Origin of the sequence: Aeromicrobium sp. (assembly GCF_050700635.1) — a bacterium.
GTDB lineage: Bacteria > Actinomycetota > Actinomycetes > Propionibacteriales > Nocardioidaceae > Aeromicrobium.
The window spans coordinates 1-22,545 of record NZ_JBOHDT010000045.1; the positions used below are offsets into that span (position 1 = coordinate 1).

Genomic DNA, 22,545 nt, shown 5'->3' on the forward strand with positions numbered 1-22,545 from the left:
GGGTGCGCCGAGTCGATCTCCAAAGGCGTCGTGCCGTCATCGCCGAGTCGGTCACCCCGGTGCAAGGGAAGGGGATGGTGTGGGGCACCACCAAGACGCACCAGCGCCGTGAGGTGCCGATCCCGCGCTTCCTCGTCGACGACCTGGCCCGGCACCTGGCGAACCGAGAGCCTGACGACCTCGTCTTCGCCGGCATCCGCAGCGGCAAACCGCTGCGCGTTTCGGCCTTCCGCAAGGTGTTCAGACCAGCGGCCCAGGCGAGCGGCATGCCCGACCTCTACCCACACGAGCTCCGGCACACCGCCGCATCCCTCGCGATCGACTCCGGCGCGGACGTCAAGGTCGTGCAGCAGATGCTCGGCCACGGGTCGGCCACGATGACCCTCGACACCTACGGGCACCTCTTCGAGAACCGTCTCGACGAGGTCGCTGACGCCATGCATGCGGCCCGGGATGCAGAGCGTCAAGCGGCTTTCGCGGTTGTCCCCGCTGATCCTCCTGTTGCCCGAGTGTTGCCCGAGGCTGGGCAGGGCGAGGAGGTGAGCAACCAGGTTGCAGGCATCTCCGCAGGTCAGGAAATTTTCGTTAGTAGCACCCCCAACGGGATTCGAACCCGTGCTACCGCCGTGAAAGGGCGGCGTCCTAGGCCGCTAGACGATGGGGGCCTTGGAGCGCGTCCAGCATAGAGGGTGGGCGCGTACCGGGGGTCGGGCAGGATGGGCCCATGGTGGAGGTGAGTGACGACCGGTTCGCCGAGTTGGTCGAGGACGCGTTCCGCGCGGTGCCACCGGAGCTGGCCGCGCTGCTCGACAACGTCGCCCTGTTCATCGAGGACGACGCGCCGGCCGACGACCCGGACCTGCTCGGCGTCTACGACGGTGTCGCCCTCACCGAGCGTGACTCCTCCTACGGTGGTCAGCTGCCCGACCGCATCGTCGTGTTCCGCAACCCGACGCTGGCCATCTGCGATACCGAGGCCGACGTCGTGCACGAGGTCGGCATCACGGTCGTCCACGAGATCGCCCACCACTTCGGCATCGACGACGACCGCCTGCACGAGCTCGGCTACGCCTGATGGACGTGTCCCGCATCGTCGACCTCGACGGGATCTCGCTGTACACCGAGGTGCACGGCGACGGACCACCCTCACTGCTGGGCATCCACGGCACCCCGAGCTCGGTGCTGCTGTGGGTGGACGCCGCGAAGGAGCTGGCCCACCACGGACGATGCATCATCTACGACCGCCGGGGCTTCGGCCGCAGTGAGCGACCCGACCCGTTCGACCGCAGCGACCTCGATGAGAACGTCACCGACGCGCTGGCTCTCCTCGAACAGCTGTCGGCGACGCCGGCGGTGGTCATCGGCCGCAGCACCGGCGGAGTGGTTGCCCTCGAGCTCGCCCGCCGTCACCCCGACGCCGTGAGTGCGCTGGTCCTCCTGGAGCCGGCGTTGTTCACCGTCGATCCTGCCGCGAAGGCCTGGGCCGAACGGCTTCGCGCTGCGGTCCTGGCGTCCGCGTCCCGTGATCCCGCGCGGGCCTCGGAGTCGGTCATGCGCACCGCGCTCGGCGACGAGACCTGGGAGTCGTTCCCGGACGACCTCAGAACGTTGTTCGCCGAGGCTGGCCCGGCGGTGCTCGCCGAGATGCGTGGCACCGGACTCGACCTCAGCGCCGAGCCGCTCGACCTCTCCGATGACGAGCTCGCGGCCATGGAACGGCCGACCCTACTCGTCTCCTCCGAGGACTCACCCGACGTCCTTCGACGCGTGAACGACCGGCTGGCCGAAGCCCTTCCGAACGCCGAGACGGCGCTGGTTCCCGGCGGTCACCTCATCCATCCGGCCCACCCGGTGGTGCTGGGCTTCGTGGATCGGCTGAAGGGGGAGTGATGGACATCCAGCGCTCCGCGGAACGGTTCGTCACCCGGACCGACGAGGTCACGACGCATCACTCGTTCAGCTACGGGGCGCACTACGACCCGGACAACATCGCGTTCGGGCCGATCATCGCGATCAACGAGGAGCTCGTGGCACCGGGCGCCGGCTACGACGCGCACCACCACGCCGACGTAGAGATCGTCACATGGGTCCTCGACGGCGCACTTGACCACGAGGACACCACCGGCCACCGCGGGCTCATCGAGCCCGGCACGGCCCAGCGGCTGAGCGCGGGCACGGGCGTCCAGCACGCCGAGCGCAACGCCTCGCGCACCGCGTCGCTGCGATTCGTGCAGATGATGCTGGCGTCGGAGCACCTCGACGAGCCCGAGTACGCGAGTGTCGACCTCGATCTCCAGCCCGGGGTCCTGACGTCGACGGTGCCCGTTCACGCACCGGCCGAGCTGTTCGTCCTGCACCTCGACGCCGGCCAGGCCGTCACCGTGCCCGCTGCCGGCCGAAGCCTGGTGCACGTCACCCGCGGCTCGATCGAGGTCTCCGGGGAGTCGCTCAAGACCGGCGACCAGGCCCGGACCAGCGACGGAGTTGCGTACGATCTGAGTGCGTCCGCCCCCGCGGAAGCATTGATCTGGCAGCTGAGGTGACCTAGAGGATATGTCTTCCCATCCGCGCGACGCGAGCACGACCCCGCATCCCGACCGGCTGCGTTCTCGTCGGTCGTCCCATTCCCCAGTGCGCCTCCCTCGTCGGCCTTGCCGGATCGGACGCGGATGCCGCGCTCGCTTCCCGCGCGGATTGAAAGGCATGCCCTGATGACCGTCCTCGTCCTCAACGGCCCCAACCTGGGCCGTCTAGGCGTACGCGAGCCCGACGTCTACGGCACCGCCACGTACGACGACCTCGTCGCGCGCTGCGAGGAGGTCGCCAAGGAGGTCGGGCTCGACGTCGAGGTCCGCCAGACCGACGACGAGGCCGAGATGATCACCTGGCTGCACGCGGCCGCCGACGGCGGCTCGCCGGTCATCCTCAACGCCGGCGCCTGGACCCACACCTCGGTGGCGGTGCGCGACGCCGCCAGCCAGCTGGCCGGACCGCTCGTCGAGGTGCACCTGAGCAACGTGCACGCCCGCGAGCCGTTCCGCCGCACGTCCTACCTCAGCGACATCGCCGCCGCCGTCGTCGTCGGCATGGGCCTCGAGGGCTACGCCGCCGCCCTGCGCTACCTCGCTGAGTAGTTCCTTTCGCTCTTCCGGATGGTCCGTGGCAGGCCATAGGGTTGGCCGCGTGAAGGGTTGGGTGTCGCACGAGAAGGCTGTCCGAGCGCTCACGGCGTCGTACGCGGCGATCGCGCCCGGTGAGCCGGTGCGCCTCGCGAAGCGCACCTCCAACCTCTTCCGTCCCCGCAGCACCACGGACGCGCCGGGCCTCGACGTCAGCGGGCTCGACGGCGTGATCGCGGTCGACGAGACGACGTCCACCGCCGACGTCCAGGGCATGTGCACCTACGAGACGCTCGTCGACGAGCTGTTGCCGCTGGGGTACATCCCGCAGGTCGTTCCACAGCTTCGCTCGATCACGCTCGGCGGCGCGGTCACCGGCCTCGGCATCGAGTCCACGTCGTTCCACAGCGGCCTTCCGCACGAGTCCGTCACGGAGATGGACGTGCTCACCGGCGGCGGCGAGATCGTCATGGCCACTCCCGACGGCGAGCACTCCGACCTCTTCGACGCCTTCCCCAACTCCTACGGCAGCCTCGGCTACGCCACACGCCTGCGGATCAAGCTCTTGCGGGTCCCGGGATTCGTGACGCTCCGGCACGTGCGCTTCGACGACGCCACGTCGGCAGCGAAGGCCATCACGGACGTCGTGGAGGCGGCCGCGTGGGAAGGGGAGCGCGTCGACGCCGTCGACGGCACGTCGTACAGCCCTGGCGAGATCTACCTGACACTGGCCAGGTTCACCGATGACGCCGACGACACCAGCGACTACGCCGGCCAACAGATCTACTTCCGGTCCATCCAGCAGCGCGAGACCGACGTCCTCACCATGTACGACTACTTGTGGCGCTGGGACACCGACTGGTTCTGGTGCTCGGGCGCGTTCGGTGCACAGAACCGCTGGGTCCGCCGGTTCTGGCCGCGCCGCTTCCGCCGCAGCGACGTCTACCACCGCTTGCTCGGCCTCGACGCGAAGATCGGCCTCGGCGGCGTGCTCAACCGCGTCAAGGGCGTCCCCGCGGTCGAGAAGGTCATCCAGGACGTCGAGGTCCCGGTCGAGGCGCTGCCCGACTTCCTGGCCTGGTTCGACGCCGAGGTCGGGATGCGGCCGGTGTGGCTGTGCCCGCTGCGCACCACGCGTCCGTGGCCGACCTATCCACTGCGTCCGGGTGAGACGTACGTGAACGTCGGGTTCTGGGGACAGGTCGAGGTGCCGGCAGGGTCCCCGCCCGGCATGGTCAACCGCAGCATCGAAGAGCAGGTTCACGCCCTCGGCGGCCACAAGTCGCTCTACTCTGAGGCGTTCTACGACGAAGAGACGTTTCAGCAGATGTACGGCGGCGAGGTGCTGACCGCCGTACGCGACCGGTACGACCCGGACGGCCGGCTCAGCACCCTGTACGAGAAAGCGGTGAGGAACTCATGACCATCGACACCGGTGTCCGCCTGACGATCGCCCAGGCGCTGGAACGACTCATGAAGGACGGCATGCCGTTCCGTTTCGAGGCCTACGACGGCAGTGTCGCCGGCCCCGAGAGCGCGCAGTACACCTTCCGCCTTCTCAACGAGCGCGGCCTCGCCTACGTCATGACGGCGCCGGGCGACCTCGGGTTCGGCCGTGCGGTCGTGGCCGGCGACCTCGAGGTCGACGGCGTCTGCATGGGCAATCCGTACGACGTCCTGGCTCACGTGCAGAACCGTCTCAGCCTCAAGATGCCGACGCCGTCGGAGGTCGTGCAGATCGTTCGCAGCCTGGGCGTCGGCAAACTCATGCCCCCGCAGCCACCGCCGGAGGAGCACCTGCCCCGGTGGCGTCGGGCTCTCGATGGCCTGCGCCACTCAAAGGCGCGGGACGCCGAGGCCATCCACCACCACTACGACGTCTCGAACCGGTTCTACGAGTACGTGCTCGGGCCGTCGATGACGTACACGTGTGCCGTCTTCCCGCGTGAGGACGCCACGTTGGAGGAGGCACAGTTCGAGAAGTACGATCTCGTGGCGCGCAAGCTCGGCCTCAAGGCCGGCGATCGCCTGCTCGACGTTGGCTGCGGCTGGGGCGGAATGGTGCGCCACGCCGCGGCGCACTACGGGGTCAAGGTCATCGGTGTCACGCTCTCGGAGCAGCAGGCCGCCTGGGCGCAGGAAGAAATCAAGCGGCAGGGGCTCGACCACCTGGCCGAGGTGCGGTTCGGCGACTACCGCGACGTCACCGAGACCGGGTTCGACGCGGTCAGCTCCATCGGCCTCACCGAGCACATCGGCGTGCGCAACTACGCGTCGTACTTCACCTTCCTGGCTGGGAAGCTCAAGGTGGGCGGCCGGCTGCTCAACCACTGCATCACGCGACGCGACGGGTCGATGTCGCCGAAGACGGGCGCCTTCATCGACCGGTTCGTGTTCCCCGACGGCGAGCTCGCCCCGATCGGACGCATCGTCTCGGCCGCGCACGACAACGGGCTTGAGGTGCGCCACGTCGAGGATCTCCGCGAGCACTACGCGCTGACCCTCAAGGGCTGGAGCGAGAACCTCGAGGAGCACTGGGAGGAGTGCCTCGAGGAGGTCAGCCTCGGCACGGCCAAGGTGTGGGGCGTCTACATGGCCGGCTCGCGGCTGGCGTTCGAGCGCAACGAGCTCGGTCTGCACCATGTGCTGGCCGTCAAGGTCGGCCCGGACGGCGACGCCCACTTCCCGCTTCGGCCGACCTGGGGTTCCTGAGGCTCAGCCGCCGTACGGCACGGTGATGATCTCGAGGATGTGGCCGTCGGGGTCGTTCCAGTAGAGCCCGCGACCGCCGTCGTTGGTGTTGATCTGGTTCTCCTTGGTGTGGAACGGGTCCGCCCAGTAGGTGAGCCCGCGCTCGACGATCCGTGCCTGGATCTCGTCGAACTCGGTTTCTGAGACCATGAAGGCGTAGTGCTGCCAGTGCGGTCGCCCCTGGTCGTCGGCGTAGTCGAGCGAGACCTCGTTGTCGACCTGCACGACCACGAACGGCCCATAGGTGGTCGGCTCGGGCAGCCCGAGGATCTCGGTCAGGAATCGCGCCGAGGCGTGCTTGTCGGTGCAGCGGACGATGTGGTGATTCAGCTTGACGCTCATGCGGTCCATGACATCACGTCCGAGCCGGACTTTGCCTGCCTTTAGGGCCAGACGAACCACACCCGCGGCGGTCGGCGTCGCTGTGGCGCTCGTCGCCGTTCTCCCCGGGTGTGGCGGCACCACCACGGTCGTCGACACGGCGAAGCTCTCGAAGGACATCCGGGCCACGATCGGCGAGAACGCACCCGGCACGGTGGCGGTCGAGAAGGTCGATTGTCCGAAGGACCCGGAGGCCGAGGCGGGCACGACGTTCACCTGCTCCTTCGAGCTCGCCGACGGCTCGGCGGGCGAGGTGACGGTCAAGGTCCGCGGCGACGGTGCCGCACGTTGGGGCGTCACGCGACCGGCGAGCGGACAGGTCGAACAGGACATTCTCGCCGACAACCGCGGAGAGGCTGAGAAGGTCAGTACCGTCGACTGCGATGACCCGATCAAGGTCGGCGGCAAGACCGACTGCGTCATCAGGTTCGCCAACGGAGCGAACATCGAGGTGACCGTGAAGACCGACGACACGGGCAACTTCCGTTGGGAATCCCGCTAACTGGTCAGTCGAGCCGTTTGACCTCGAGCGTCATGCCGGCCGCGCGGAGGCGGTCGACCAGGGCGTCGCCCATGGCGGCCACCGGAGTGAGGATGCCGCGACGGTCGGGGAGCTTCTCGCGGTCGAGCGCCAACGTCAGTGCGCTCTCGCCCAGCATCATGGCGGTGGCCTTGTAGCCGGGGTCGCCCTGCGCCGCGACCTTGGCCATGTAGCGCCTGCCGGTCGTGGTGGTCGTGTAGGTGCGCATCTCGAAGAAGCCGTTCTCGCGGGTCTTTTCGCTCGGACCCTCGCCGGGCTCCGGCAGAAGACGATCCAGGACGGCACGCGTCGGCCTGAAGCTCAACCCGCCGAAGAGACCTCCCATCCCGGCCGCGATCGCGCCGGCCGTCAGTCGCGAGAGCACCGGATTGCGTCCCGCTGCCATCGCCTCGCCGTACCGGAACCGTTCGCCGTAGACGCCGTCGAGCAGGTAGTTCGTGCGGCGCACGATGCGAGTGTTGTAGCTGGCCATGATGAACGGCGCCAAGGCACCCTTGAGCGACGGGTCCACCTTCGCGGCGCTGCCCATGGCCATGTCGGTCGGTTCGGACCCACGCTCGACCCGCTTCACCTCGCCGGGCCCGGACGACAGGGCGTGCGGGTTGGTGAGGACACGCCGTTCCTCGGGCTGCTTGGCTAGATCGGCGACGACCCGCATCGAGTCGAACGTTCCTCCCGAGAGCCCGCCCTTCATCCTCGCGACGAGGGTGGTATCGGTGAGCTCGCCCTCGCCGTCTTCGGTGACCTTCTGGTGCAGCAGGTGGACGCCAACGTCGGACGGAATCGAGTCGAAGCCACAGGCGTGCACGATGCGGGCACCAGTGGACGCAGCCTGCTCGCCGAGCTTGTCGATGGAGTAGCGGACGAACGGCACCTCTCCCGTGAGGTCGACGTAGTCGGTGCCTGCGTTGACCACGGCGGCGAGCAGCGCCTCGCCGTACTTCAGGTAGGGCCCGACGGTCGTGCAGACGACGCGGGTGCGCGCCGCCATCGCGTCGAGGGCCGCCGGCGAGTCGGCGTCCGCGACGATGATGGGCCAGTCGTGGGCAGCCGGCGGCAGCGACGTGCGGGTCTGCTCGAGCTTGGCCTCGTTGCGGCCGGCCAGCGCGATGCGGGTGCCGGCGGGTGCGTGCTCGGCCAGGTACTTGGCGGTCAGGACGCCGACGAAACCGGTGGCACCGAAGACGACGACGTCGAATTCTCGGGAGTTGTCAGTCATTCTCGGAGCCTATCCCTCACGCAAGTTCGACGATCACGGGCGCATGGTCGCTGGGACTCTTGCCCTCCTCGCGCTCGATCCACGCCGAGCGGACGCGTTGGGCCAGTGCCGGCGAGGCGAGCACGAAGTCGATGCGCATGCCCCGCTTCTTGGGGAAGCTGAGCTGTTTGTAGTCCCAGTACGTGTACACCCCGGGTCCCGGTGTGTGCGGACGGACGACGTCGGCGAACCCGGCGTCGACGACGGCACGGAACGCGGCCCGCTCCGGTTCGGAGACGTGCGTGCTGTTCGCGAAGAACGCCATGTCCCAGACATCGTCGTCCTCGGGAGCGATGTTCCAGTCGCCGGTGAGCGCGACCTGGGCGTCCGGGTCGGCGGCGAGCCAGCCCGAGGCGGCGGCGCGCAGACTCTCGAGCCAGCGCAGCTTGTAGTCGTAGTGCGGATGGCCGAGCTCACGCCCGTTGGGAACGTAGAGGCTCCAGACGCGCACGCCGCCGCACGTGGCACCGATCGATCGGGCCTCGAGGGCCTCGGGCTCGCCGAACCTCGGCTGGTCGTCGGCGAACGACGTGGCGATGTCGTCGAGACCGACCCGGGAGAGGACGGCCACGCCGTTCCACTGGTTGAGGCCGAAATGGGCGACCTCGTAGCCCATCGCGCTGAGCTCGAGCGCCGGAAACTGGTCGTCGCGGCACTTGGTCTCCTGCAGCGCGACGACATCGATGTCGGTCCGCTTCAGCCAGTCGGTGAGCCGGTCGATGCGGCTGCGGACGGAGTTGATGTTCCAGGTCGCGATGCGCACGCTGCGACGCTATAGCAGCGCGATCACCCGTCTCTCGGGGCATGATGGCGGCATGAGCGAGGACGAGGCCGACCGCCACGGCAAGCCCCACCACGAGCACGACACCGTCGAGGAACGCCACGGGCCACCGGACCACCGCCATGGGCCCGAAGAAGGTCACGGCGACGCCGACCACGAGCACGGTGCCGATCATGGGGACCGTCCGCCCCACGAGCGCCGCTACGACCGCGAGAGCGTCAAGGCCGGCACGTGGGTCAACCGCGCGGTGCTGCTGCTTGTGCTCATCGCGCTCGCCTACGTCGTCTACGCCGTCTCGGCCGCATTCTTCCCGCGGTGGTGGTCGCAACGGGTGGCCGATCAGACCGACCGCAGCCTTGCTGCAGGCACGCTTTGGGGCTTGTTCTACGGGTTCGTCTTCACGCTCATCCCGCTGCTGGTGCTGGCGCAGATGCGTCGGCGCTTCTTCAGCTGGACCTGGCGCTTCATCCTCCTCGGACTCGCGGTGATCCTGGCCGTGCCAAACCTGCTCACCCTGTCCGTCGTCATCTCCAACAGCAACGCCGCGCACGCGGGCGAGCGCACGCTGGACGTCTATGCTCCCGGTTTCCGGGCCGCGACCACCTTCGGCGCCATCGGCGCTGCCGTGGTCGCGTTCGTGCTGGTCGCCGCAGGTATGCGCCTCTCCAGTCGGCGTCGTCAGGTCAAGGAACTGCAGGGTCAGCTGAGCGAACGCGAGCGTGCTGATCGTGAACGGGAGCACGCCGAACGTGAGGGCGAGCATGGCGACGAGCGTTGAGTTGCGACCTGCCACCGTGGTGCTATCTGTTAGGGGCGGCGCGCTCCGGTGCCGTTCGATGACGAGTGAGGAGCAACCATGACGGAAACCACACCTGAAGGACCTGCGGACGGCGGTGCCGAAGGCACCCCGGGCCTTCACGACGGCGGTGCCGATGGCGGCGCCGAGGGACCTGCTGACGGTGGCGCCGAAGGCACGCCGGGCGTGCAGGACGGCGGAGCGGACGGTGGCGCCGATGACGGCGGGGCCGACGGCGGTGCCGACGAAGGCGGAGACGGCCTCATCGACGACCCCGCCGACGTCGCCGAGGACGATCCGACGAGGTGACGTCAGCGACCGACGCCAGGGTGCCCGGTCACACGACCGGGCATCCGGCGTTGCGCCGGTTGGTCGCCGACCCGGACGCGTTCGCGCGTGACGTCTGGGGCCGCTCGGCACTTCTCACTCCCTCGGAAGATCTCGCCGGCGGTTTCGGGGACCTGTTCGACGAGGCGGCGGTCGACGAGCTCGTCTCGCGCCGCGGGTTGCGCACGCCGTTCATCCGGGTGGCGAAGGACGGCACCACGCTCGCCGCGCGCGACTACACCGGCGGCGGGGGGGTCGGCGCCGGTGTAGCCGACCAGGCGGACGACTCCCGCCTCACCGCGCTGCTCGCCGATGGAGCAACGATCGTGCTCCAGGCGCTGCATCGCACCTGGTCGCCACTGCTCGACTTCTCGCAGCAGCTGTCCGCGGAGCTCGGTCATGCGGTGCAGGTCAACGCCTACATCACGCCGCCGGCGTCGCGCGGCTTCGCCGACCACTACGACGTGCACGACGTCTTCGTGCTGCAGATCTCGGGCGAGAAGCGCTGGTCCATCCACGGACCTGTTCATCCGTCGCCCTTGCGCGACCAGCCCTGGACCGATCGAGGCGAGGCGGTCGCTGCGGCCGCCGAGGCGGCACCGCTGATCGACGCGGTGCTCACTCCCGGCGACTGCCTCTACCTGCCACGTGGGTACCTCCACGCCGCCACGGCGCTCGGCGACGTGAGTACCCACCTCACCATCGGCGTTCACACCTGGACCCGTCACGCCGTTGCCCGCACCATGCTCGACCGCACCCTGCTCGAGGTGGCCGACGACATCGACGTCCGCGCGTCGTTGCCACTCGGGGTCCATGTCGACGACGCGCAGGACATCAGCCCTGACGTCGAGCTCGTCCGGGCCCGGCTCATCGAGTCGCTCGGCGCGATGTCGGCCGAGGACATCGCGGCCGTGCTCGCCACGAAGTCGGCGGCATCCGGTCGGCCTGCCCCCGTCGGCCCGCTGGCCCAGCTGCGCGCGGCCCAGTCGCTCACTCCTGACACCGTTCTTGAGCTTCGACATAACCTCCAACCGCGGCTGGAGTCGCACGACGACGGCGTTCTGCTCACGACCCGGGCCGGCGAGTTCGACCTCGGCCTGGCCGACGAGGCGGCGCTCGGACGCCTTCTCGACGGCGAACCGGTCACCGCCGATGCCCTCGGCCTCGACCTGGCGCTGCGGCTGCTGCATGCCGGTGTCGTCGTCACCACCTGAGACGCTGTTCGCATGCCCCCCGCTCCGCAGTGCGCGGACACCGCCCGCGAGCGCGGCGACCCGATGCATGGCACCGCCCTGAACGTTCGGCGTTTCCTCCTCATCGAGCACCCCGGCCCGTGGCCGTTCGACGCCCTGCGGGCCATCCGCCAGGACATCCACGACCTGCTCGTAGCCGCAACGAACACCGCCGGCAGTCGCACGTTGCTGATCCGCCGCCACGGTCGGGCGACAGCCACGCCGGAACGCGCGTGGGCGGTGGCCGACGTCATCGGTGGACGCATCCGGTGGGGAACGTGGGGTGACGACTCCGACCTGCTCGACGCCCACGACGCCCTCTCCGAGCCGACCACCAGCTGGTCCGACGAGCCGGTGCTCCTCGTGTGCACGCACGGGCGTCACGACACGTGCTGCGCGGTCCGCGGTCGCCCCGTCGCCGCGGCCCTCGCCGAGCGCCACGGTGATCGGGTGTGGGAGTGCAGCCACGTCGGCGGCGACCGGTTTGCCCCGACGGTCGTCGTGCTGCCGGACGGTACCTACTACGGCGGTCTCGATGACGATGACGCGGGCGACATCATCGATCGCCACCTGGACGGCACCGTGACGCCGTCGCGTTTGCGCGGATCGAGCCTGTTTGCGCCGGTCGCGCAGGCGGCGGCGGTGGCCGTCCACGAGCGGTTCGGGCCCGGAGGCGCGCGTGACGTCACCTCGGCGAACGTCGAGACCACCGATCGTGGGCGGTGGCGGGTCGAGCTGCGGTGCACCGGCCGGTTGCCCGAACGGGTGGTGGTCGAGGTCGAGGCCCGTCAGTCCGCGCCGGCCATGCTCACGTGCCGAGCAGTCAAGCCCTCGTCGGCCCGGACGTTCGAGGTCACCGGCCTACGGGCCGTCTGATGTTCGCCTTCAGGAAGGCCCTGGCCCGCCGGTTGAGCAGACGCATCACGAAGGTGTAGACGAACGGCACATACCGCTGGGCCAAGTGCAGCAGCCGGATGTCCGACGACGTGTAGACCAGGTAGCGGTCCTTCTCGACGCCTCGGATGATCGCGCCGGCGGCCTTCTCGGAGGTCACGGCATGACGGCTGAACGACTCGATGGCACGTTGGACGGCTGGATCGTCCCGGTCGATGCCGACGATGTCGACGCTGCCGACGAGCGGAGTGGCGACTGCGCCCGGACAGACCAGCGTCATGCCGATGCCGTGCGGAGCGAGGTCGAAGCGCAACACCTCGCTGACACCCCGCAGCCCGAACTTCGCGGCGCTGTACGGCGCGTGGATCGGCAGCCCGAACAGCCCGGCTGCCGACGAGACGTTGACGACGTGGCCGCCCCGGCCGGCTTCGATCATGGCCGGTACGAACGCCGCGAGGATGTGGATCGGGCCCATCAGGTCGATGTCGACGGTGCGGCGCCAGTGCTCGGTGGTGAGGTCCTGGATGCGTCCCCACGTTGAGATGCCGGCGATGTTCATCACCAGGTCCACCGGACCGGCCACCTCGTGGGTTCGGGCCGCGAAGGCATTGACGGCGTCGACGTCGCGCACGTCGAGCGCCTCGTGGTGGGCCACGGTGCCACCCGCCGCCGTGACGTGCCGGACCGTCTCGGCGAGGCTCTCGGCGGACACGTCGGTGAGCACCAGACGTGAACCTCGCTCGGCGGCGAGCACCGCGGTGGCGCGGCCGATCCCGCTACCCGCCCCGGTGATGACGGTCGTCGTGTCGCTCAGCTTTGTCATGAAACCTTTCCTAAACCGGTGCAAATGTACCGCTTTGTTGTGTCGCTCGCCGCCGCTGTCCGGACCCAGCCCTAGCGTTGATCCCAGGAGGTCAGCGCGTGACAGCACATGGGTTCCACGGCTGGTGCGCCGTCTGCTCGCCCAGGCCGCCCGGCCGTGGCGACCACGACGGTTGGCACCGCCTGCCGTTGGCGTCACTCGACTTCGAGACCACCGGCATCGACCCGCATCGCGACCGCGTGCTCAGCTTCGCACTGCTCGATGAGCCGGGCTTCGAGATCACCGGGCTGGTCGATCCGGGCGTCCCGATTCCGTCGGCATCGGCCGAGGTCCACGGCATCACCGAAGCCATGCTGGCCGACGCGCCGCCGTCGGCCGAGGGGCTGGCCGTGGTCGTCGACTGGGTGCAGTCGCTCGTCTCCCGGCAGGTGGGGCTCGTCGTCTTCAACGCCGCCTACGACCTCACGATGCTCCGGGCCGAGGCCGCGCGCCTGGGGCTCACCCAGCCCGACTGGTCGCGTCTGCTCGTCGTCGACCCCTTCGTCGTCGACTGGGGCATTGCGCGTGGCGCGCTCGGTCAACGCCGACTGGTCGACGTGGCGGCGTACTACGGGATCCCTGTCGCGCACGCGCACGACGCCACCTGTGACGCCCGCGCGGCGCGCGACGTCGCCGTCGAGCTGGGGGCCCGGCACGCGCACGTCGGCACGGCCACCCTCCTCGAGCTCATGGCCAGCCAGCGCACTTGGTTCGCGCACCGGGCTCACGACTGGAACGCCCGTGCCCAGCAGAAGGGACGCCCGCTCGACGACCCCGCCGGCTGGCCCCTCGCCGGCTGAGTGTTACACGTCCGGGAGGGCCTCAATGATGCGGATCTCCCGGTCGGCGCCGCCGTCGAGCGCCTCAAGTGCAGCCTGGTAGCCGGGGCTCGAGTACGCGGCGACCGCAGCGTCCGCGCTGGAGAACTCGATCAGCGTGGTGCGCCCGTAGGTGCCGCCCTCGAAGGTGTGCACCACGTCGCCGCGGGACAGGAAGCGTCCGCCGGCATCCTGCATCGCCGGACCGGCGAGCCGGATGTAGCTCTTGAGCTTGTCGTCGTCGTGCACGGCGGTGAACGTGTTGATCCAGTAGGCCTTGGTCATCGACCCATCATCACGTACGCCCGGCGTCAGCCACGGAGGCGGTCGAGGGTGGCGTCGGCAAGCACGGCCGGGGCCTCCTCGGGGATCCAGTGGCTCACGTCCGTCAGCTCGACGAACGTGAACGGGCCGGTGACGTGCTGTTCGCAGGCCTCGGCCGACGCTCGGCCGATGGCCCAGTCGCCGTCGCTCCACACGAACGTCGTCGGCACCGATACCGAGGGCAGGTCGGCGAGGGCGGCCGTCATGGCCCGGTACCACGCGAGCGCGCCGGTGAGTGCGGCCGGCTCCCGAAAGAAGTCGAGGTACGCGTCGACGTGGGTGGCCGGGATCTTTCCGTCGTACATGGCGCCGAGGCGTCGTCCGTCGTCGGCGGACAGGACCTCCTCGGTCTTGCCCTCCTGACGCATCAGCCTGATGTACGACGCCCGCTCCTGCTGGTCGGAGTCGCCGCGCAGGGCTGTGTTGTAGGCAGCCAGGTGGGGCACCGACACGGCGGTGAAGGTGCGCAGGCGGTCGCCGTGGTGGGCGGCGACGACCCAGCCGACTGCCGCGCCCCAGTCGTGGCCGACGAGGTGGAAGGTCCCGAGTCCGAGGGCGTCCGCGAGGCCGAGGACGTCGGCGACGAGGTTCTCCATCGCGTAGTCGCTGATCGACGTCGGGCGCGCATCTGGGGAGTAGCCGCGTTGGTCCGGTGCGAACACGCGGAAGCCGGCCTCGGCGAGGATCGGTGCGACTGCCGACCAGCTCAGCGACGTCTCCGGAAAGCCGTGCAGCAGCATCACCGGCTCACCGTCGTCGGGCCCGAGCGTCCGGACGTCGAAGGTCAGGTCGCCGACAGTGACCGGCTCGAGATGGTCGAACGTCATGCCGTCATCCTCTCAGTCGAACGGCTGGTTGATGCGTTCGAGTGCGGCTCGGTCGAGGGCGGCGGCGAGCGCCGGCTCGGGCGCCGTGCCGCCGCGATCGTGCGGGAGCCACCAGCGGTCGGCGTCGGAGCGGGGGGCGTCCGGGTAGCTGTCGAGGGCCTGGCCGAGCAACGCCGTCATTGCCGCGTGCAGCCGCTCGGTGAGAGCGGGGATCGTCTCGCCGTCCGCGGGGTGGAGGGGCTCACCGAGGAGAATCGTGATCGCCTTCCCCCGTCGCAGGCTTCGGCGCCCGTCGACGGTCAGGATGCGGTGGGATCCCCACACGATCGCCGGGACGAGCGGCGCGGAGCGGGTGATGGCCATGCCCGCGGCACCCGGCTTCAGTCTCTTGACCAGCCACGACCGGCTGATCGTGGCCTCCGGGAAGACACCGACGATCTCGCCCTCGTCGAGCAGACGCCGCGCTTGCCGGTAGGCGATTGCACCCGACCACCGGTCGACCGGTATGTGTCGCATCGCCCTCATCAACCGTCCCGAGAGCGGGTTCTCGAACGTCGAGAACTTGCTCATGAACCGCACGATCCGTCCGCGCTCCCGGGCGGCGTAGCCGACGAAGGTGAAGTCGAGGAAGCCGGTGTGGTTGCACGCAATCACTGCCGGGCCTGACGCGGGCAGGTGCTGGGACCCATGAACCGTGATCCGCAGTCCGAGCAGGCGGAAGACTCCGGCGATGAGCCGTTCGACATGGCGATACGTCCGATCGGAGGGCCGGCGTGGGTCGCTGCTCATGTGGATGATTCGTTGCCAGGGCGGCCGGAGATGGTCAGGCCCGCTCGGGGAGTCGGGGCCAGCAATCGGTGCGGACGGTGGGGTCGAAGCCGTCGGCGGCCAGCCGTTTCGTGCGGATCTCGCGGTTCAAGATGCCGGCGGACAGGAAGAAGATTGCCAGGATGTAGAGCCCCATGATGACCAGGCCGTGCCAGGTCGCATCCTTGTCGAACCGGCCGGCCTCACCGAGGGCGATGAATCCGTCGGACACGAGGAACAACAGGCCGCCGAGCCCGGCTCGTCCGTCGAGGGCGAGCGACGTCGAGGCGGTGCCGACCAGCAGTAGCGCGTAGACCGGGACGAACGGACGTACGTCGCCCGCGAGCCCGTCCCAGGCCCAGACCACCATGGCGACGGCCGCCGCGAGGTAGACGATCGCGGCCCACGGGTTCGCGCGCAACCGGGGGAGCGCCCCGCGTTGCACGAAGATCGTGATGAAGCAGACGTGTGCCGCCGCGAACGAGGCCATGCCGACGACGAAGAGCGCCTCGATCTCGAGGAACAGGTCGCCACCGAAACAGAAGACGAGGGCGGCGACGAGGAGCCATGGGCCGTTCAGCTGCACGACCCAAGCCGCGAGCAGCGGTGCGAGAAGGCACTTGGTGATGCTGTCCCACGGCGAAGCGTCGACGGCGTTGAGCACGAGATGCACCACGGCCACCACGGCGAAACCGATGATCCACGGGCTCTTCACGGCCGTCATGGCGGTCACGCTACTGTCTCGCAGTTTCGTGAGTCGATGCTTCGGCAGGATGTGCAACGGTGGTTCCGTGAGCACACCCGAGATCGTCGAGGTGCCGGTCCGCGACGGCGGCATCCGCCTGGGGCAGTTCCTGAAGTTCGTGGGTGTCGCCGGTTCGGGCGCCGAGGCCGGAGCACTGGTGACCGACGGCGAGGTGCTCGTCGACGGTCGCGTCGAGACGCGTCGCGGTCGTCAGCTCGAACGCGGCACCGTGGTCGAGGTCAGGGGACCGAGGGGAGCGGAGAAGTTCAGGGTCACCTGAGGCGCCCAGCCGATACCGTGATCGGATGGTCCTCACCGTTCTGGCGATCATCGTGACTGTCACGTTCCTCGTCACGGGCGGGGTCAAGCTGTTCAACGTTCCGGCTTCGCTCGCGATCCGTGACTCTCTGGACGTTCCGCCGGGCCGGTGGCGGATGATCGGGGTCTTCGAGTGGCTCGGCGCCGCCGGTGTCGCCATCGGTCTGGCCTACCACCCGCTCGGGATGGCCGCCGCGGTCGGGCTCGCCGTTCTTCTCCTGGGTGCCGTCGTCACGCGGTTGGCGGCGGCGCGTCGTCATGACCGCTCCGAAGCGGCTGGGCTCGCGATCGACGTGAGTACGCTCGCACTGACGATCGTGACGGTGGGCGCATTCGCCAAAAACCTCTGACGACGACAAGGTGCATCCGGCAGGATGTGCGCATGCATCGCTCCCGGCTCCTCATCGTCGTCGCAGCGATGATCGTGCTTGCTGCCTGCCAGTCCGACTCGTCCGACCCGCGGGATGACGTCGCCGCGCCCGGGGGTTCGACGCCGGTGGCCCAGAGCGACCAGCCGGCCAACGTCTCGACGCTCACGCCGTACCCGGTGCCGACGCCGTCAGACGTCGATGCGCCGAGCGGGTTCGAGCCGGTCTTCGCCCAGTTCGTCGCCCGACACGGAGCGCGATCGCTCACCGGCGGCGAGCCCCTCGAGGACGTCATCGCGTTGTGGGAGGAAGCAGAGCAGGCGGACGCGCTGACCGAGACGGGGCGACGGTTCGGACCGGATGCCCGCGCGCTGTACACCGCGATGAAGGAGGTCGGGTTCGGCGAGCTCAACACCCTCGGCGCGGAGGAGATGCGGGGCATCGGCAAGCGTGAGGGGAAACGACTGGCCACCCTGTTCGAGGACGCGCCCGGCGAGGGCGCGAAGGTCGAGATGGTTCACTCCGGCAAGTCGCGGGCCGAGGACAGCGCCAGGATGTTCGGCAAGGGCCTCGGCTCGGTCCATCCCGAGCTCGCGATCGAGCCTCCGGAGGAGAACGAGAACCTGTTGAAGTTCGACAACGAGAACGACGAGTACGAGGACTTCCTGGACGGTGACGCGTGGAAGCCCGACTACTACAAAGTGCGCCGGCTCTCGAAGATCGACGCAGCGGCGGTCGACGCGCTCGAGCACCTTTTCACGCCGAGCTTCGTCGCCGGCATCGATGAACCGCTCTACTACGGCAACGCCGTGTTCGACGTCTACCGGGCCGGACCGTCGATGAGCCGTGACGTCAACGTCGACACGACGCGACTCATGCCCAAGGATGCGGCCGCCGCCTACGCCTACGTCGAGGACGCACGCTTCTTCTACCGGCGCGGACCGGGCGTCGAAGGCGACGACAGCACCTATCAGGCCGCCCAGATCCTGCTGGACGACTTCTTCGAGGTGATCGACGATCGCCTCGAGGGCCGGGGTTCGCACCCGCATGCCGCGGTCTACCGGTTCGCGCACGCCGAGGAGATCACGCCGTTCGCCGCGATGCTCGAGCTGCCGGGATCGGATGAGCAGGGCAAGCCGGGCGAGGCGTTCACGCTCGAGAACAACGACTTCCGCGTCTCCACCGTCGCTCCGCTGTCGGCCAACATCGGGTGGACCGTGTGGCAGAAGAACGACACGAACATCGTCTCGGTCCGCTACAACGAGGTCCCGACCACGATCGGGCGCGACTGCCAGCCGTACGAAGGGACGAAGAACTTCTACGAGCTCGACGAGCTCAGGAGCTGCCTCGGCGCGACCGGCTGACTAGACGAACACGATGGCGTAGGAGTAGACGTTCGCGATCACCGCGAGTACTCCGATCACGAGCGCGGCCTGTGACAACCGGCGACCCCTCGCCGCATCGACACCCGCCCATCCGAGCAGAGCACCACCGGCGGCCACGGCGGGTGGTACGCCGGTCCAGAAACCGGGAGCGAGCAGGAACCCGACGACCGAGAGCGTCAGTGCAACGGCCCCGACCCGCTGACGGTGGATGGCCCATGGCATCACCACGGAGAAGACAGTGATGGCGGTGGCAACTGCGATCGCCACGTAGCCCAGGAACAGGCCGAGACCGATGTCGGTGTCGCTCTCCGCGCCGTAGAAGTCGTTGGCGGGGTAGGAGATCGTGAACAGGACGATGGCGATCGCCACTGGCCACCGCAGGCGTAAGGCCTGATCGACGTGGCCGCTGTGGTCGGTGCTGCTGGTCGAGTCGCTCATGCGGGACGCCCTTCTTAGGCCGTTCCCCACTCGGCCTTCGCAGACTACTCCGGCGCTCAGGCGTCGTAGTCGAGGCTGAGCTCGTCGGAGACCGGCAGGCTCTGGCAGGTGAGCACGTAGCCGTCGGCCAGCTCGTCGTCCTCCAGTGCGTAGTTGCGGCGCATGTGCACCTCGCCGCTGACGACCTTGGCCCGGCAGGTGCCGCACACCCCGCCCTTGCAGGCGTAGGGGAGGTCGGCGCGGATCTCCTGGGCGGCGTCGAGGACGGGACGGTCGCGCGGCAGGGTGAGCGCCGTGGTCCGACCGTCGAGCGTCATCGTGACCCGGCTGGACGGTCCCTCGAGACCGGCCTCGGCGTGCTCGACCGGGGGCGGCGGGATGTCGTCGACGAAGAACAGCTCACGATGCACCCGCTCCGCAGGAACACCGAGTTCGCGCAGCACGTCCCGAGCGGACTCGATCATCTCGAACGGTCCGCACAGCCAGTAGCCGTCGACGGCGGCCACCGGGACGAGCGCGGTGAGGATCCGGCGCAGCCGGTCGGCATCGAGGCGACCGCTGAACAGCTCCACGTCACGAGGTTCACGGGAGAGCACGTGGATGACCTCGAAGCGCGCCGGGAACCGGTCCTTCAGGTCCGCCACCTCATCGGTGAACATGACGGTGTTCGCGCGTCGGTTGCCGTAGAGCAGCGTCACCTCCGCCTCCGGGTTGGCGAGCAGCGACGACGCGATCGACAGGACCGGGGTGATGCCGGATCCGGCAGCGATGAGCACGTGGTGGCCACCCAGGTCCGGATCTGGTCCGAAGGTGCCGGACGGCGTCTGCACCTCGATCTCGTCGCCCGCGCGGACCTGCTCCACCAGCCATTCCGAGAACAGCCCGTCCGGCACGACCCGCACGCCGACGCGTGGCGCCGCCCCGACCGGCGCGCAGATCGAGTACTGGCGTCGCTCCTCGTGGTCGTCGATGCGGCGGCGCAGCGTGAGCGACTGCCCGGCACGGAACCGGAACTCCTCGGTGAGGTCGTCGGGGACGTCGAACGTGACGGCGGCCGCGTCGTCACAGAGCCGGTCGACGCGCGCCACCCGGAGTGGGTGGAAGTCACCACGCACCGCCATCAGATCTCCTTCATGTGGTCGAACGTCTCGCCGCACGCGCGGCACGTGTGGAGCGACCGGCAGGCGGTGGTGCCGAAGTGCGAGACCTCACGGGTGTCGGTGGACGCGCACAGGGGACAGGCCGGTGGACGTGACGGCATGAGCAACAGGTCGGTCGGCCCATCGTTCGCACGAGGCGGCGCGATGCCGTGTTCGGCGAGCGCGGTGCGTCCTTTGGTGCTGATCCAGTCGGACGACCACGCCGGCGTGAGCGTCGTGCGCACCTCCGCATGGTCGTACCCGGCGCGTCGGAGCGCGACCAGCACGTCGGCTCGCATCGTCGCAAGCGCCGGGCAGCCGCTGTAGGTGGGGGTGAGGGTGACGACGACCGTGTCGTCGTCGACAGTGACGTCACGCAGCACTCCGAGGTCTTCGAGCGTCAGCATCGGCAGCTCCGGGTCGACGACCTGCGCGACGACGGCGCGTGGATCCGTCATCACCATCGCCCCATCGGGTGCTCGCGGGCGAGACCCTGCATCTCGGTCAGCAGCTCATCGAACGGCTCGGTGTGGATGCCATCGCGTCCGCTCCCTGCGCCCGGTGTGACGGAGGGACGCTGCAGGCCGGCCAGGTCGAGAACCTGGTCGACGACTCGCATCGCCTCCTCGAAGGCGTCGCCGGGATCCGTGCCTTCGAGCTCTGGGACATCCGGCCAGATCGTGTCGAAGCCGGCGATCATCCGCTCCCGTGAGAGGTCGGTGCCCTGCGCGAGCGTGACGCACCAGCGCGCCGCGTGCTCGCGGTGGTAGCGCACCTCCTTGACGGCCTTCTCGGCCACGGCGGCGAGCACCGGGTCGGCGTGCGTGCGCAGATGCTCGAGAAGGGCGAGGCGCCACGCGGAGAAGACGAGAAGACGCCCCATCGTGGCCGTGAAGTCACCGTTCGGCTGCTCCACGAGGTGCACGTTGCGGAATGCGTCGGCGTCGCGGAAGTACGCGAGCCGGTCATCGGGCGGCACGGGCGATCCGTCCGGGAGTCCCGGTACGACCGACGGGTCCGCGGCGGCGGCGCGCGCGAGCAGCAGCCGCGCCTGACCGAGCAGGTCGAGGCCGATGTTGGCGAGCGCGACCTCCTCCTCGAGCTCTGGCGCGTGCGTCGTCCACTCCGCGAGGCGCTGGGCGAGCACGAGCGCGTCGTCGGCGAGCATCAGGCAGTACGCGGCGAGCGCACTCGAGTCGACGCCGTCGGGCACCGTGGTGTCGACGCCGGCCAGCGGGTCGTCGAAGCTGGTGCCGAACGCCCAGCGCGCGTCGTCGTCGGCCTCGACGAGGCTCGTGTAGGCGTTGTCGTGTTCGGTCATGTCACATGTGGGGGACGTGCTCGGGCACGTCGTAGAAGGTGGGGTGGCGGTAGACTTTGTCGCCGCTCGGCGCGAAGAACGGATCCTTCTCGTCGGGGCTCGAGGCGGTGATGTCGGACGACTTGACGACCCAGATGCTCACGCCCTCGTTCCGGCGGGTGTAGACGTCGCGGGCGTGGTGCAACGCCATCTCGTCGTCGGCGGCGTGGATCGAGCCGACGTGCACGTGGTTGAGGCCGCGCTTGCCGCGCACGAACACCTCGTAGAGGGGCCAGTCGGTCATGCCACATCCTCCTGCCGGTTTGCGTACGCGGTGGCGGCCTCGCGGACCCACGCGCCCTCCTCGTGAGCGGCCTTGCGGCAGGCGATGCGCTCGGCGTTGCACGGGCCGTCGCCGGAGATCACCCGCTTGAGCTCGTCCCAGTCGGGCGGCCCGAAGTCGTACGACCCGCGCTCGTCGTTCCAGGCGAGCTCGGGGTCTGGCAGCGTGACGCCGAGCGCATCCGCCTGCGGAACGGTCATGTCGACGAAGCGCTGACGCAGCTCGTCGTTGGTGTGCCGCTTGATGCCCCAGGCCATCGACTGCTCGGTGTTGGGGGACTGGTCGTCGGGCGGCCCGAACATCATCAGCGACGGCCACCACCACCGGTTGACCGATTCCTGCACCATGGCGCGCTGATCATCGGTGCCGTTCATCATCGTCATCAGCAGCTCGTAACCCTGCCGCTGGTGGAACGACTCCTCCTTGCAGATGCGGATCATCGCCCGCGCGTACGGCCCGTACGAGCTGCGGCACAGCGGCACCTGGTTGCAGATGGCGGCGCCGTCGACGAGCCAGCCGATGGTGCCGACGTCGGCGTAGCTGGGGGTCGGGTAGTTGAAGATCGAGGAGTACTTCTGCCGTGACGTGATGAGCGCGTCGGTGAGGTCGGCGCGGTCGGCACCGAGCGTCTCGGTGGCGGAGTAGAGGTAGAGCCCGTGGCCGGCCTCGTCCTGGACCTTCGCCATCAGGACGGCCTTGCGGCGCAGCGACGGTGCGCTCGTCAGCCAAGCGCCCTCGGGCTGCATGCCGATGATCTCCGAGTGCCCGTGCTGCGCGATCTGGCGCACGAG

General features: G+C 69.2%; 29 protein-coding genes, 1 tRNA gene and 1 pseudogene. 16 read left to right on the top strand and 15 right to left on the bottom strand.

The features are described 5' to 3' along the window. Window positions 1–2: 2 nt before the first annotated feature. Window positions 3–401 (top strand): annotated as a pseudogene (locus ACRDPN_RS03265) (site-specific integrase); the annotation flags it as partial. Between the two features lie 191 nt (window positions 402–592). On the opposite strand, the gene ACRDPN_RS03270 reads toward ACRDPN_RS03265, so the two are convergent. Continuing rightward, window positions 593–665: transfer RNA gene (locus ACRDPN_RS03270), tRNA-Glu, on the bottom strand. A 59-nt stretch (window positions 666–724) separates the two neighbouring features. On the opposite strand from ACRDPN_RS03270, the gene ACRDPN_RS03275 reads away from it, so the two are divergent. The 6 genes from ACRDPN_RS03275 (at window position 725) to ACRDPN_RS03300 (ending at window position 5,831) form a co-directional block, all read left to right on the top strand. Further along, window positions 725–1,075 carry a metallopeptidase family protein gene (locus tag ACRDPN_RS03275; RefSeq protein ID WP_431445890.1) on the top strand — a complete coding sequence of 117 codons (351 nt, stop codon included), beginning with the start codon at window positions 725–727 and terminating at the stop codon, window positions 1,073–1,075. Beyond that, entirely contained in the window at window positions 1,075–1,890 is an 816-nt protein-coding gene (locus ACRDPN_RS03280) for an alpha/beta fold hydrolase (RefSeq protein ID WP_431445891.1), read from the top strand. The genes ACRDPN_RS03275 and ACRDPN_RS03280 overlap by 1 nt, the downstream gene beginning before the upstream one ends. After that, complete coding sequence (locus ACRDPN_RS03285; RefSeq protein ID WP_431445892.1) at window positions 1,890–2,543, top strand: pirin family protein; 654 nt, start codon at window positions 1,890–1,892, stop codon at window positions 2,541–2,543. Before ACRDPN_RS03280 ends, ACRDPN_RS03285 begins: the two co-directional genes overlap by 1 nt. Window positions 2,544–2,711: 168 nt before the next feature. Next, a complete protein-coding gene (aroQ, locus tag ACRDPN_RS03290; RefSeq protein WP_431445893.1) occupies window positions 2,712–3,134 on the top strand; it encodes a type II 3-dehydroquinate dehydratase in 423 nt (140 codons plus the stop codon). Between the two features lie 49 nt (window positions 3,135–3,183). Then, the gene (locus ACRDPN_RS03295; RefSeq protein ID WP_431445894.1) at window positions 3,184–4,542 is read left to right on the top strand and encodes an FAD-binding oxidoreductase; all 1,359 of its coding nucleotides are present in this window, start codon (window positions 3,184–3,186) and stop codon (window positions 4,540–4,542) included. Continuing rightward, on the top strand, window positions 4,539–5,831 hold the full coding sequence (locus tag ACRDPN_RS03300) for a class I SAM-dependent methyltransferase (RefSeq protein WP_431445895.1): 1,293 nt from the start codon (window positions 4,539–4,541) through the stop codon (window positions 5,829–5,831). Before ACRDPN_RS03295 ends, ACRDPN_RS03300 begins: the two co-directional genes overlap by 4 nt. A gap of 3 nt (window positions 5,832–5,834) precedes the next feature. Here the strand turns inward: ACRDPN_RS03300 and ACRDPN_RS03305 are convergent, their stop codons facing one another. Beyond that, entirely contained in the window at window positions 5,835–6,212 is a 378-nt protein-coding gene (locus ACRDPN_RS03305; RefSeq protein ID WP_431445897.1) for a VOC family protein, read from the bottom strand. 82 nt (window positions 6,213–6,294) lie between these two features. Between ACRDPN_RS03305 and ACRDPN_RS03310 the strand changes: the two genes are divergently transcribed. Then, on the top strand, window positions 6,295–6,753 hold the full coding sequence (locus ACRDPN_RS03310) for a DUF4333 domain-containing protein (RefSeq protein ID WP_431445898.1): 459 nt from the start codon (window positions 6,295–6,297) through the stop codon (window positions 6,751–6,753). A gap of 4 nt (window positions 6,754–6,757) precedes the next feature. Here the strand turns inward: ACRDPN_RS03310 and ACRDPN_RS03315 are convergent, their stop codons facing one another. Together ACRDPN_RS03315 and ACRDPN_RS03320 are read right to left on the bottom strand one after the other, a co-directional pair. After that, window positions 6,758–8,011, bottom strand: coding sequence for a saccharopine dehydrogenase family protein (locus tag ACRDPN_RS03315; RefSeq protein WP_431445899.1), 1,254 nt, complete (start codon window positions 8,009–8,011; stop codon window positions 6,758–6,760). Between the two features lie 16 nt (window positions 8,012–8,027). Then, window positions 8,028–8,813, bottom strand: a complete 786-nt coding sequence (locus tag ACRDPN_RS03320) for an exodeoxyribonuclease III (protein WP_431445900.1) — start codon at window positions 8,811–8,813, stop codon at window positions 8,028–8,030. A gap of 52 nt (window positions 8,814–8,865) precedes the next feature. On the opposite strand from ACRDPN_RS03320, the gene ACRDPN_RS03325 reads away from it, so the two are divergent. The 4 genes from ACRDPN_RS03325 to ACRDPN_RS03340 all read left to right on the top strand — a co-directional run bounded on the left by ACRDPN_RS03325 (window position 8,866) and on the right by ACRDPN_RS03340 (window position 12,062). Then, the gene (locus tag ACRDPN_RS03325; protein ID WP_431445902.1) at window positions 8,866–9,609 is read left to right on the top strand and encodes a hypothetical protein; all 744 of its coding nucleotides are present in this window, start codon (window positions 8,866–8,868) and stop codon (window positions 9,607–9,609) included. A 78-nt stretch (window positions 9,610–9,687) separates the two neighbouring features. Then, entirely contained in the window at window positions 9,688–9,936 is a 249-nt protein-coding gene (locus ACRDPN_RS03330) for a hypothetical protein (protein WP_431445903.1), read from the top strand. Next, window positions 9,933–11,168: a cupin domain-containing protein gene (locus tag ACRDPN_RS03335; protein WP_431445904.1), complete on the top strand. Its 1,236-nt coding sequence runs from the start codon at window positions 9,933–9,935 to the stop codon at window positions 11,166–11,168. The genes ACRDPN_RS03330 and ACRDPN_RS03335 overlap by 4 nt, the downstream gene beginning before the upstream one ends. A gap of 12 nt (window positions 11,169–11,180) precedes the next feature. Next, a complete protein-coding gene (locus ACRDPN_RS03340; RefSeq protein ID WP_431445906.1) occupies window positions 11,181–12,062 on the top strand; it encodes a sucrase ferredoxin in 882 nt (293 codons plus the stop codon). On the opposite strand, the gene ACRDPN_RS03345 is transcribed toward ACRDPN_RS03340, so the two are convergent. After that, entirely contained in the window at window positions 12,040–12,903 is an 864-nt protein-coding gene (locus ACRDPN_RS03345; protein WP_431445907.1) for an SDR family oxidoreductase, read from the bottom strand. The genes ACRDPN_RS03340 and ACRDPN_RS03345 overlap by 23 nt on opposite strands. 98 nt (window positions 12,904–13,001) lie before the next feature. Here ACRDPN_RS03345 and ACRDPN_RS03350 point away from each other — a divergent pair, with 98 nt between their 5' ends. Next, window positions 13,002–13,742: an exonuclease domain-containing protein gene (locus ACRDPN_RS03350; RefSeq protein WP_431445908.1), complete on the top strand. Its 741-nt coding sequence runs from the start codon at window positions 13,002–13,004 to the stop codon at window positions 13,740–13,742. Window positions 13,743–13,745: 3 nt separating this feature from the next. Here the strand turns inward: ACRDPN_RS03350 and ACRDPN_RS03355 are convergent, their stop codons facing one another. Genes ACRDPN_RS03355 through ACRDPN_RS03370 form a run of 4 tightly spaced genes read right to left on the bottom strand, consistent with a single transcriptional unit; the run spans window position 13,746 to window position 16,442 of the window. Next, on the bottom strand, window positions 13,746–14,045 hold the full coding sequence (locus ACRDPN_RS03355; protein WP_431445909.1) for a DUF1330 domain-containing protein: 300 nt from the start codon (window positions 14,043–14,045) through the stop codon (window positions 13,746–13,748). A 26-nt stretch (window positions 14,046–14,071) separates the two neighbouring features. After that, window positions 14,072–14,911: an alpha/beta fold hydrolase gene (locus ACRDPN_RS03360; protein ID WP_431445910.1), complete on the bottom strand. Its 840-nt coding sequence runs from the start codon at window positions 14,909–14,911 to the stop codon at window positions 14,072–14,074. 12 nt (window positions 14,912–14,923) lie between these two features. Further along, complete coding sequence (locus ACRDPN_RS03365; protein ID WP_431445911.1) at window positions 14,924–15,700, bottom strand: lysophospholipid acyltransferase family protein; 777 nt, start codon at window positions 15,698–15,700, stop codon at window positions 14,924–14,926. Between the two features lie 34 nt (window positions 15,701–15,734). Next, entirely contained in the window at window positions 15,735–16,442 is a 708-nt protein-coding gene (locus ACRDPN_RS03370; RefSeq protein WP_431445912.1) for a lysoplasmalogenase, read from the bottom strand. Between the two features lie 67 nt (window positions 16,443–16,509). Here ACRDPN_RS03370 and ACRDPN_RS03375 point away from each other — a divergent pair, with 67 nt between their 5' ends. The 3 genes from ACRDPN_RS03375 to ACRDPN_RS03385 are packed head-to-tail and all read left to right on the top strand — an operon-like array spanning window position 16,510 to window position 18,513. Then, on the top strand, window positions 16,510–16,743 hold the full coding sequence (locus ACRDPN_RS03375; protein ID WP_431445914.1) for an RNA-binding S4 domain-containing protein: 234 nt from the start codon (window positions 16,510–16,512) through the stop codon (window positions 16,741–16,743). 25 nt (window positions 16,744–16,768) lie between these two features. Next, window positions 16,769–17,131: a DoxX family protein gene (locus tag ACRDPN_RS03380; protein ID WP_431445915.1), complete on the top strand. Its 363-nt coding sequence runs from the start codon at window positions 16,769–16,771 to the stop codon at window positions 17,129–17,131. Window positions 17,132–17,163: 32 nt separating this feature from the next. Then, window positions 17,164–18,513, top strand: a complete 1,350-nt coding sequence (locus ACRDPN_RS03385) for a histidine-type phosphatase (RefSeq protein WP_431445916.1) — start codon at window positions 17,164–17,166, stop codon at window positions 18,511–18,513. On the opposite strand, the gene ACRDPN_RS03390 is transcribed toward ACRDPN_RS03385, so the two are convergent. From ACRDPN_RS03390 to paaA, 6 genes are all read right to left on the bottom strand, one after another. Next, entirely contained in the window at window positions 18,514–18,972 is a 459-nt protein-coding gene (locus tag ACRDPN_RS03390) for a hypothetical protein (protein WP_431445917.1), read from the bottom strand. A gap of 56 nt (window positions 18,973–19,028) precedes the next feature. Beyond that, on the bottom strand, window positions 19,029–20,093 hold the full coding sequence (paaE, locus tag ACRDPN_RS03395; protein ID WP_431445919.1) for a 1,2-phenylacetyl-CoA epoxidase subunit PaaE: 1,065 nt from the start codon (window positions 20,091–20,093) through the stop codon (window positions 19,029–19,031). After that, window positions 20,093–20,569 carry a 1,2-phenylacetyl-CoA epoxidase subunit PaaD gene (gene paaD, locus ACRDPN_RS03400; protein WP_431445920.1) on the bottom strand — a complete coding sequence of 159 codons (477 nt, stop codon included), beginning with the start codon at window positions 20,567–20,569 and terminating at the stop codon, window positions 20,093–20,095. The genes paaE and paaD overlap by 1 nt, the downstream gene beginning before the upstream one ends. Continuing rightward, the gene (gene paaC / locus ACRDPN_RS03405) at window positions 20,569–21,432 is read right to left on the bottom strand and encodes a 1,2-phenylacetyl-CoA epoxidase subunit PaaC (RefSeq protein ID WP_431445921.1); all 864 of its coding nucleotides are present in this window, start codon (window positions 21,430–21,432) and stop codon (window positions 20,569–20,571) included. The genes paaD and paaC overlap by 1 nt, the downstream gene beginning before the upstream one ends. A 1-nt stretch (window position 21,433) precedes the next feature. Next, a complete protein-coding gene (gene paaB, locus ACRDPN_RS03410) occupies window positions 21,434–21,715 on the bottom strand; it encodes a 1,2-phenylacetyl-CoA epoxidase subunit PaaB (RefSeq protein WP_431445922.1) in 282 nt (93 codons plus the stop codon). Continuing rightward, window positions 21,712–22,545, bottom strand: an 834-nt coding sequence (gene paaA / locus ACRDPN_RS03415) for a 1,2-phenylacetyl-CoA epoxidase subunit PaaA (protein WP_431445924.1), incomplete at its 5' end; no start/stop codon positions are given. The genes paaA and paaB, both read right to left, overlap by 4 nt.

Coding starts and splice junctions, on each gene's coding strand:
- ACRDPN_RS03275 (WP_431445890.1), top strand. CDS start 725: ATGGTGGAGGTGAGTGACGACCGGTTCGCCGAGTTGGTCGAGGACGCG.
- ACRDPN_RS03280 (WP_431445891.1), top strand. CDS start 1,075: ATGGACGTGTCCCGCATCGTCGACCTCGACGGGATCTCGCTGTACACC.
- ACRDPN_RS03285 (WP_431445892.1), top strand. CDS start 1,890: ATGGACATCCAGCGCTCCGCGGAACGGTTCGTCACCCGGACCGACGAG.
- aroQ (WP_431445893.1), top strand. CDS start 2,712: ATGACCGTCCTCGTCCTCAACGGCCCCAACCTGGGCCGTCTAGGCGTA.
- ACRDPN_RS03300 (WP_431445895.1), top strand. CDS start 4,539: ATGACCATCGACACCGGTGTCCGCCTGACGATCGCCCAGGCGCTGGAA.
- ACRDPN_RS03305 (WP_431445897.1), bottom strand. CDS start 6,212: ATGAGCGTCAAGCTGAATCACCACATCGTCCGCTGCACCGACAAGCAC.
- ACRDPN_RS03315 (WP_431445899.1), bottom strand. CDS start 8,011: ATGACTGACAACTCCCGAGAATTCGACGTCGTCGTCTTCGGTGCCACC.
- ACRDPN_RS03325 (WP_431445902.1), top strand. CDS start 8,866: ATGAGCGAGGACGAGGCCGACCGCCACGGCAAGCCCCACCACGAGCAC.
- ACRDPN_RS03330 (WP_431445903.1), top strand. CDS start 9,688: ATGACGGAAACCACACCTGAAGGACCTGCGGACGGCGGTGCCGAAGGC.
- ACRDPN_RS03340 (WP_431445906.1), top strand. CDS start 11,181: ATGCCCCCCGCTCCGCAGTGCGCGGACACCGCCCGCGAGCGCGGCGAC.
- ACRDPN_RS03345 (WP_431445907.1), bottom strand. CDS start 12,903: ATGACAAAGCTGAGCGACACGACGACCGTCATCACCGGGGCGGGTAGC.
- ACRDPN_RS03355 (WP_431445909.1), bottom strand. CDS start 14,045: ATGACCAAGGCCTACTGGATCAACACGTTCACCGCCGTGCACGACGAC.
- ACRDPN_RS03360 (WP_431445910.1), bottom strand. CDS start 14,911: ATGACGTTCGACCATCTCGAGCCGGTCACTGTCGGCGACCTGACCTTC.
- ACRDPN_RS03365 (WP_431445911.1), bottom strand. CDS start 15,700: ATGAGCAGCGACCCACGCCGGCCCTCCGATCGGACGTATCGCCATGTC.
- ACRDPN_RS03370 (WP_431445912.1), bottom strand. CDS start 16,442: ATGACGGCCGTGAAGAGCCCGTGGATCATCGGTTTCGCCGTGGTGGCC.
- ACRDPN_RS03380 (WP_431445915.1), top strand. CDS start 16,769: ATGGTCCTCACCGTTCTGGCGATCATCGTGACTGTCACGTTCCTCGTC.
- ACRDPN_RS03385 (WP_431445916.1), top strand. CDS start 17,164: ATGCATCGCTCCCGGCTCCTCATCGTCGTCGCAGCGATGATCGTGCTT.
- ACRDPN_RS03390 (WP_431445917.1), bottom strand. CDS start 18,972: ATGAGCGACTCGACCAGCAGCACCGACCACAGCGGCCACGTCGATCAG.
- paaE (WP_431445919.1), bottom strand. CDS start 20,093: ATGGCGGTGCGTGGTGACTTCCACCCACTCCGGGTGGCGCGCGTCGAC.
- paaD (WP_431445920.1), bottom strand. CDS start 20,569: ATGACGGATCCACGCGCCGTCGTCGCGCAGGTCGTCGACCCGGAGCTG.
- paaC (WP_431445921.1), bottom strand. CDS start 21,432: ATGACCGAACACGACAACGCCTACACGAGCCTCGTCGAGGCCGACGAC.
- paaB (WP_431445922.1), bottom strand. CDS start 21,715: ATGACCGACTGGCCCCTCTACGAGGTGTTCGTGCGCGGCAAGCGCGGC.